Here is an 8104-nt window from a genome sequence, read left to right as displayed (position 1 = left end):
GTTCGGGGTGTTCAGTCCCGGCGATTCCTACAGCAAGCGCATGGGCGACCTGTTCATGCAGGAAGCCGCCGCCCGCGGCTACTCCGTGACCTCCGGCTCCTACACCGCCGGTCAAATGAACGCCTGGCCCAAGGAAGCCGGCGCCTTCGTGAAAACGCAGGTGGGCTCGCAGCGCGGCAGCATTCCCGTGGCCACCGCCGACTTTCAGGCCATCTTCCTGCCCGACAGCTGGAAAAACATGGACATGCTCGTCTCCAGCCTGCACTACAGCGGCGCGCAGAACCGTCTCATGATGGGAACCTCCATCTGGGAACAGAGCCTCGGACCCACCAGCCGCAACAACGCCGCCACCTTCGCCCTCACCATCTTCCCCGGCGTGTGGAACGACAGACTTTCCGGCCCCGGCGTGAGCGCCTTCCGCAACGCCATGGCCGCCAAAAATCAGCGCACCGACGACTGGTCCGCCCTGGGCTTCGACTTCGTGCGCTTCGCCGCGGCCCTCAATCTGCAGCCCGGCTGGACTCCCGCTCAGCTCAACCGCGCCCTGGCCTCCGCGCCTTCCCTGGACTGGGCTTCCGCGCCCATGCGCTGGGACGCTTCGGGCAAGGCCAGCCGTCAGCTGTTCCTGTTCCAGCCTGCGTCCACCGGACACATTCCGGCCGACATGCAGACGATCAGAGACCGCCTCGCTTCCGGCGACCTCTCCGTTTCCGAACCCGCCGCGCCCGCTGCTCCTCAGCGGCCCGTGAGCTTCGATCAGCTCGTGGATTCCCTCAGCAAGTAACCATGTTCCGCGCAACGCCAAAATCGCTGTGCGGAACTTCCCCGCGCGAAACACTCAGCGCCCCCGACGCCGACGTCAACGCGCCAGTTTCGACAGAACAAACCACCCTGTAAAAGAGAAAAAACAGCATGTCTCTCGACAAAAACGACTTTCTGCACCTGTGCCGCCTCTCCCGGCTGGCCCCGGATCCCGCCGCGCAGGAGGAAATGGCGCAGCAGTGCTCCAGCATTCTTGCCTACATGGACAAACTTTCCGAACTCGACACCACCGGCGTGGAACCTTTGTATTCGCCCGTGATTCATGAATGCGCCTTCCGCGACGACGTTGCCGTGCGCCGCTGCGACCGCGCCGACATTCTCGCCGGAGCCCCCGCCACCGACGGCGCGTTCTTCATTGTTCCCCGTATCGTGGAGGGAAAATAAATGGCCGAACTGTTTGAACTCTCCCTCTGCGAGGCCCGCGACGCCGTGCGCCGCGGCGAAACCAGCGCGGAAGAACTCACCGCCGCCTGCCTCAAGCGCATCAACGAAACCGAGCCCAGAATCAACGCCCTGCTCGCCCGCCGCGACGAAGAGGCCCTGGAACAGGCCCGCGACATGGACAAAAATCGCCCGGCCGACCTCTCCGACAAGCCTCTCTGGGGCGTGCCCATGACCGTGAAGGACGCCATTACCCTCAAGGGCCTCCCCACCACCGCCGCCTCGAAAATTCTGGAAGGATTCCTCTCCCCCTACGACGCTCTCGTGGTCGAACGCCTGAAACAGGCCGGAGCCGTCATTCTCGGCAAGAACAACATGGATGAATTCGCCATGGGTTCCACCACCGAACACTCCGCCTACAAGACCACCGCCAATCCCTGGGATGTTTCCTGCGTGCCCGGCGGCTCCAGCGGCGGTTCCGCCGCCAGCGTGTCCGCCTGCCAGTGCTTCGCCTCCCTGGGCTCGGATACCGGCGGCTCCATCCGTCAGCCCGCCTCCCTGTGCGGCTGCGTCGGCATCAAGCCCACCTACGGACGCGTGTCCCGCTACGGACTGCTCGCCTACGCTTCCTCCTTCGATCAGGTGGGCCCGCTCGCCCGCACCGTGGAAGACGCCGCCGCCGTGCTCCAGGTCATTGCCGGTCACGACGAACGCGACAGCACTTCCTCCCCCGTGCCCGTGCCCGACTACCACGCCGCCATGACCAGCCAGAACGACCTCTCCGGCCTCACCCTCGGCATGCCCCGCGAGTTCTTCGGACACAAGGGCCTCGACGAAGGAGTGGCCGCCGCCTGCAACAAGGCCGTGGAAACCGCGAAGGAACTCGGCGCCAAGGTGGTGGAAGTCTCCCTGCCCCACACGGAATACTCCATCGCCAGCTACTACATTCTCGCCGCCGCCGAAGCCAGCTCCAACCTCGCCCGCTACGACGGCGTGCGCTACGGACACCGCACCGCCAATCCCAAAAACCTCGAAGACATGTACACGAGCTCCCGCACCGAAGGCTTCGGCCCCGAAGTGCAGCGCCGTATCCTGCTCGGCTCCTACGTGCTCTCCGCCGGCTACTACGACGCATACTACCGCAAGGCCGCTCAGGTGCGCCGACTCATCCGGCAGGACTACCTCGACGCCCTCAATGCCTGCGACATGCTCCTCGCCCCCGTCTCCCCCGTCCCCGCCTGGCAGATGGGCCACATGTCCGACGACCCGCTCCAGATGTACTTCATGGACATCTTTACCCTGTCCCTCAACCTCGCCGGCCTCCCCGGCCTCTCCATCCCCGTCGGTAAAAGCGGTCACCTCCCCGTCGGCATCCAGCTCATGGGCCGCGCCTTCGACGAAGGCCGACTCTTCCTCGCCGGCGACAAGCTCACCCGCGCCCTCGGCACCCATAACCAGCACGCCCCTGTGTAAAGGCAGAAAAGGCGGAAAGGCAGAAAAGACAAGAAAGACAGGAAAGGCATCGGGGGAGATAATCTCCCCCGAACCCCCATAATTTGCGGGACGAACCCTCGCGGGTCCGTCCCGCAGCATTTTTGGGTGTGCGGAAGCGCTTCCCCCGTCTTTCTGTCTGATCTTTTGCCTTCTTCTGCTCCGTTCCTCTTTCTGTCCGCGTTCCTCTCTGCGTTGCCACACGCGCCGATTTCCCCGCTTTCAACATTTGAAACGCACTGCCTTCGACACGTTCGGCCGGGTCCCGCAGCACAAGACACGCTGTACGGTCTGCGTGACTTGAACGACGGCGGCTGCGTTTAACGCCGGAAATGAATTCCGGCTACTTGCTGCCGTCGGCGCGACTGCCTGAAGGCAGATCGCGACCCCCGAGCGTTGAGAAAACATTTTCCGGTCGGCATGGACGGCTCTCGACGTTTTCTCCCCCCAAAAAAAACATCTGGAAATCTCTTCCTTTGACACGACTGTCCGGCGAAGACGGACAGGAGTCGGCCACCGCAGGTGGGTCCGTGAGGACACACCTGCACTGCGTCCGCGGCCCGAACAGCGCCTGCCAATCACTCCGCCCTCTGCGGACATGACTTTCTGCCCAGCCGCAGCCATAAGCAACGCGCTCTGCCTGCACACTCCCGCCCCGCCGAGGGCGAAGCCGTCGGCGGAATCAGGGGGGCGCGGGGGGAATTATTTCCCCCGCATGCCTTTCCTGCCTTTCCCGCCTTTCCGGGGCGGGGAATGGAAAGGGCCTTGACAGGGCGTGGGGTTTCCACGAAAACGCTTGTTATGTTTCAGGTACGGACGGAGGGATTCGTCCGGCGAATTCTCCCGGAAGGGAGGGGGCGGGGAAGGCAACCATGAGCGGAAAAGCGTCTTCTCCGTTCATGAGTTTTGCTTTCCGCGCATGATATGAACAGCTTCAAGCCCTATGCGGCCATGCCTTTTTATCCCGGCCCTGTTTCCGTTCATCCCGATGTTGCCCGCGCGCTTTCGCGCGACTATGCGCCGCCGCGCATGGGCACGGAATATCTTGAACTTTACAAGTCGGTACGCGTGCGGCTTCAGAAAGTGCTCGGCACGAAGGAAGACGTGCTCATGGGCACGGGCGAAGGCATGCTTGTGTTGTGGGGCGCGCTCAAGAGCTTGCTGAAGCCCGGCGACACGGTGCTTACGGTGGGCACAGGCGTTTTCGGCGACGGCTTTGCCGACATGGCCGAAGTGATCGGCTGCAAGGCCGTGCGTATTTCCGAGCCCTACGACAAGACCATTTCCGCTTCCACGCTGGAAAAGGTGAAGGACGCCGTCAAGGAGCATCATCCGGTGCTCATGACCGCCGTTCACTGCGAGACGCCTTCCGGCACGCTGAATCCGCTGGAAGAGCTCGGCCGTCTGAAGAAGGATCTCGGCGTTCCCTTCCTGGTGGTGGACACCGTGGCCAGCGCGGGCGGCGCGCCCGTACATGCCGACGCATGGAACGCCGACTGCGTGCTCGGCGGCTCGCAGAAGTGCCTGGCATGCCCGCCCGACATGAGCTTCATGAGCGTGAGCGAGGCCGCGTGGGAGCGCGTGCGCGAAGTGAACTACACCGGCTACGACGCCATTCGTCCTTTCGATCACGCCATCGAAGACCCCATGCGCTTCCCCTACACGCCCAACTGGTGGGGCGTGGCCGCGCTGGACGCTTCGCTTTCCGCTCTGGAAAAGGAAGGTCTCGAAAACGTGTTCGCCCGTCATGAAGCGGTGGCCCGTCAGTGCCGCGAAGGCGTGCAGGCTCTCGGACTCTCGCTGTGGCCCGCAAAAGACGCCGTGAATTCCCCCACCGTGACCGCCATCCGCGTGCCCGAAGGCTGGGCCTGGAACGACTGGCGCGTCGCCCTGGCCGAACGCGGTCTGTACGTGGGCGGAAGCCTCGGCCCGCTCGCCGGCAAGGTGTTCCGCATGGGGCACATGGGAACCCAGGCCAACGCCGAAGCCATGACCTCGGCCCTCGCCGTCATGAAAGATGTTCTCTCAAAATAACAAAGGATCAGATGCATGAGCTACACCAAGGAAGACGTGCGCCGCTATCACGGCCTGCCCCGTCCCGGCAAAATTGAAGTGATGCCCAGCAAGAAGGCCACCACTCAGGACGACCTCACCCTCGCCTACAGCCCCGGCGTGGCCGAAGCCTGCCGCGACATCGTGGCCGACGAAGCCGCAGCCGCCAAGCTCACCGGCCGCAGCAACCTCGTGGCCGTGGTCACCAACGGCACCGCGGTGCTCGGCCTCGGCAACATCGGACCTCTCGCAGGCAAGCCCGTCATGGAAGGCAAAAGCATGCTCTTCAAGCTCTTTGCCGACGTGGACGCCTTCGACATCGAACTCGACTGCTCCGATCCCGATCGCCTCATCGACATCGTGAAGGCCCTCGAACCCACCTTCGGCGGCATCAACCTCGAAGACATCCGCGGGCCGGAATGCTTCTACATCGAGGAAGAGCTGAAAAAATCCATGAACATTCCCGTGTTCCACGACGATCAGCACGGCACGGCGGTCATCACCGGCGCGGCGCTCATGAACGCTTCGCGCATCACGGGCCGCGACATCGCCGACATGAAAATCGTCGTCATGGGCGCGGGAGCCGCCGGCATGGCCTGCGCCCGCTTCTACGCCTCCATGGGCGTGAAGAAGGAAAACATCTCCATGTTCGACATCAAGGGGCTCATCCACACGGGCCGCACCGACCTGTCCGACGTGCAGATGACCTTCGCCCAGAAGGAACCCGCCCCCGGCGCGTCCATTGCCGACACCCTCTACGCCGCCATGGAAGGCGCCAACCTCTTCCTCGGCCTCTCCGGCCCGGGCACCCTCAAGCCCGACATGCTGAAGGGCATGGCCGAAAATCCCGTGATCTTCGCCTGCGCCAATCCCGTGCCGGAAATCAGCTATGAAGAGGCCAAGGCCGTGCGTCCCGACGCCATCATGGGCACGGGCCGTTCCGACTATCCCAATCAGGTGAACAACGTGTCCGGCTTCCCATTCATCTTCCGCGGCGCGCTCGACGTGCGCGCAAGCAAGATCAACGAAGAAATGAAAATCGCCGCCGCCCGCGCTCTTGCCGATCTCGCCCTCGAACCCGTGCCCGAAGACGTGCGCGCCGCCTATCACGGCCGCGACTTCACCTTCGGCCCGGAATACATCATTCCCATGCCGCTTGATCCGCGCATCATCGAATGGGTGGCCCCGGCCGTGGCCAAGGCCGCCGTGGACAGCGGCGTGGCCCGCGGCAGCATGGAAGACATCGGCGGCAGCGTGGAAGCCTACCGCGTCATGCTGCGCGAACGCATGAACAAGGCCAAGGCCCGCATGGCTTCCTACTGGGAAAGCTACAACAAATAACTCGGACGGGGCGGGAACGTCCCGCTTCTCGTGAACCGGGGCGCGTCCGTCATGGGCGCGCCCTTTTTACTGCACGGAGCTTTCATGATCATACGCCTCATAGAACACCACAAAAAACGGTTTCTTCCCCTGCTTCTGGAAGCCGACGAACAGGAAAACATGATAGAGCGCTACCTTGAGCGCGGCGAGCTCTTCGTGGCCTTCGACGAAAAGGATGAAGCCGCGGCCGCGGCCGTGGTCACGAAGGAAGACGACGGTCTGTACGAGCTCAAGAACATCGCCGTCGCCCCGGAACTGCGGAGGCAGGGCCTCGGCCGCGACATGATCGCTTTTCTTTTGAACCGCTACCGCGGCAAAGGCATGCTGCAGGTGGGCACCGGGGAAAGCGAGGCCACGCTCGGCTTCTACAAAGCCTGCGGCTTCACCTTCTCCCATGTGGAAAAGGACTTCTTCGTAAAGAACTACGATCGTCCCATCGTGGAAGACGGCAAGGTGCTCCGCGACATGATATACCTCCGGCAGAACCTTCCGGCCTGAGCACGCGCCCTTCCCCGTCTGCCGCTTCAGCAGGCAGCCGCGGTCGCCTGCGTTTCGGCGGGGCGGAACTCTGCATTGCCTGCGGGCGGATCACCTGCTTTTCCGCAGGCAGGGCGTCTGCTTTTCTGACGGCGGATGGTCTGCGTTTTCCGCTGACGCTTTGTCTGCGTTTCCTGCCGAGGGAGCGCCCGCGTTTTCCGCTCGCGGCTCGTCTTGCGGAGAGATGCCGTCATTCTTCGAGGCTTTTCACGCTCTCCCACGACAGATTGAAGGAACGCAGATACTTGTTGAGTCTCGCGGTATCGTCGGCGCTGGTCTTTCGGAGTCTTGAGCTGGCAAAGAGCAGGCGTCCGGCTTCGGAGCGTCGATTGCAGGAAAGGCAGACTTCGAGCACCTTTTCAAGCTGCACCTTGTCGAAAAGGTCGAGCTCCCGGTCTATGAGATGGGAGGCCCGCGCAATGAGCGGGAATTCCACGCCTTCTATTTTTTCCATCCGCCGCCGCCAGAGGGAACGCAGATAGGCTATTTCCTTTTCCACGGTCTCCTTCGTTATGATGCCCTGAAAGGCGTAGGTGTGCATGCGCTCCAGACTGCTCGACAGCGTGCGGAAGTTGCCCGGCCACGCGGCTTCCGGCGAGCGGGCGAAATCGAGATAGAGCTCACGCGCCTCGGGAAGAAAGTCCGCAAATATGCCGCGCTGTTCCGAAAGCCGCTTGAGTTCGTAGTCGATGTTCGACTCGATATCTTCCGGCCTCTCCCGAAGGCTCGGCAGACGGAAATACCACAGGTTGATGCGCGCAAAAAGGTCGGTGCGGAACTTGCCGTTGCGGGCGTCGTTGAACAGATCCCGATTGGTCGCCGTGATGAGCTGAAAATTGCTGAACACCGGCTTGTCCGAACCGAAGGGGAAAAACCTCTTTTCCTCCACGGCCTTGAGCAGCAGCGCCTGCACGTCGGGGCCGAGTTCTCCCACTTCGTCGAGGAAAAGAATGCCCGAATGCGCCATGGCCAGCATGCCCTTGCGCTCGGACGTCGCGCCCGTGAAGGCTCCGCGCACGTGCCCGAACAGCGCCGACATGGCCGAATCGCCGCGAAAGGAGGCGCAGTTCACTTCCACCAGCGGCCCGGTGACCATGCCGGTCTGGAGCCGGAGCTCGTAAATGCGCCGCGCCATGATGGTCTTGCCCGTGCCCGTGGCCCCGGAAAGCAGAATGGGCGCCGTGGAGTGACGCGCCACGTGTTCGATATCCTTCACCAGCTGGTTGAACACCGGATTCTTCGTGCGGATGCCCCCGCGGATGATGTCCTGCGACTGCTTGCGCTGTTCGATGTCGCCTATCTTGGATATCCAGTTGTTGATGGCGTTGTCGTAAATCTGAATGGTCGAATGGATGCGTCCGAAACGATCCTTGGAACTGCGCAGCTGAATGATGCGGCAACGTATGCGCTTGATGTTCACCAGCATCATGATCATGAACGA

Annotated in this window: 7 protein-coding genes; 6 read left to right on the top strand and 1 reads right to left on the bottom strand. The window is 62.7% G+C overall.

Translation table 11 applies throughout. The annotated features are described in order from the left end of the window. The 6 genes from ACZM96_RS08325 to ACZM96_RS08300 all read left to right on the top strand — a co-directional run. The coding region (locus ACZM96_RS08325; RefSeq protein ID WP_489488485.1) for a type 1 periplasmic-binding domain-containing protein at window positions 1–784 on the top strand (784 nt) is incomplete at its 5' end. A gap of 128 nt (window positions 785–912) precedes the next feature. Continuing rightward, on the top strand, window positions 913–1206 hold the full coding sequence (gatC, locus tag ACZM96_RS08320) for an Asp-tRNA(Asn)/Glu-tRNA(Gln) amidotransferase subunit GatC (RefSeq protein ID WP_294488225.1): 294 nt from the start codon (window positions 913–915) through the stop codon (window positions 1204–1206). Next, a complete protein-coding gene (gatA, locus tag ACZM96_RS08315; protein ID WP_489488484.1) occupies window positions 1207–2676 on the top strand; it encodes an Asp-tRNA(Asn)/Glu-tRNA(Gln) amidotransferase subunit GatA in 1470 nt (489 codons plus the stop codon). A 942-nt stretch (window positions 2677–3618) separates the two neighbouring features. After that, the gene (locus ACZM96_RS08310; RefSeq protein WP_489488483.1) at window positions 3619–4728 is read left to right on the top strand and encodes a pyridoxal-phosphate-dependent aminotransferase family protein; all 1110 of its coding nucleotides are present in this window, start codon (window positions 3619–3621) and stop codon (window positions 4726–4728) included. A gap of 15 nt (window positions 4729–4743) precedes the next feature. Further along, a complete protein-coding gene (locus ACZM96_RS08305) occupies window positions 4744–6087 on the top strand; it encodes a malic enzyme-like NAD(P)-binding protein (protein WP_489488482.1) in 1344 nt (447 codons plus the stop codon). Window positions 6088–6171: 84 nt separating this feature from the next. After that, window positions 6172–6624, top strand: coding sequence for a GNAT family N-acetyltransferase (locus ACZM96_RS08300; protein WP_489488480.1), 453 nt, complete (start codon window positions 6172–6174; stop codon window positions 6622–6624). Between the two features lie 229 nt (window positions 6625–6853). Here ACZM96_RS08300 and ACZM96_RS08295 read toward each other — a convergent pair. Further along, window positions 6854–8104, bottom strand: a 1251-nt coding sequence (locus ACZM96_RS08295; protein WP_489488478.1) for a sigma 54-interacting transcriptional regulator, incomplete at its 5' end; no start/stop codon positions are given.

This window comes from Mailhella sp., from assembly GCF_057866825.1.
This window is presented reverse-complemented; position numbering and strand designations above follow the sequence as displayed.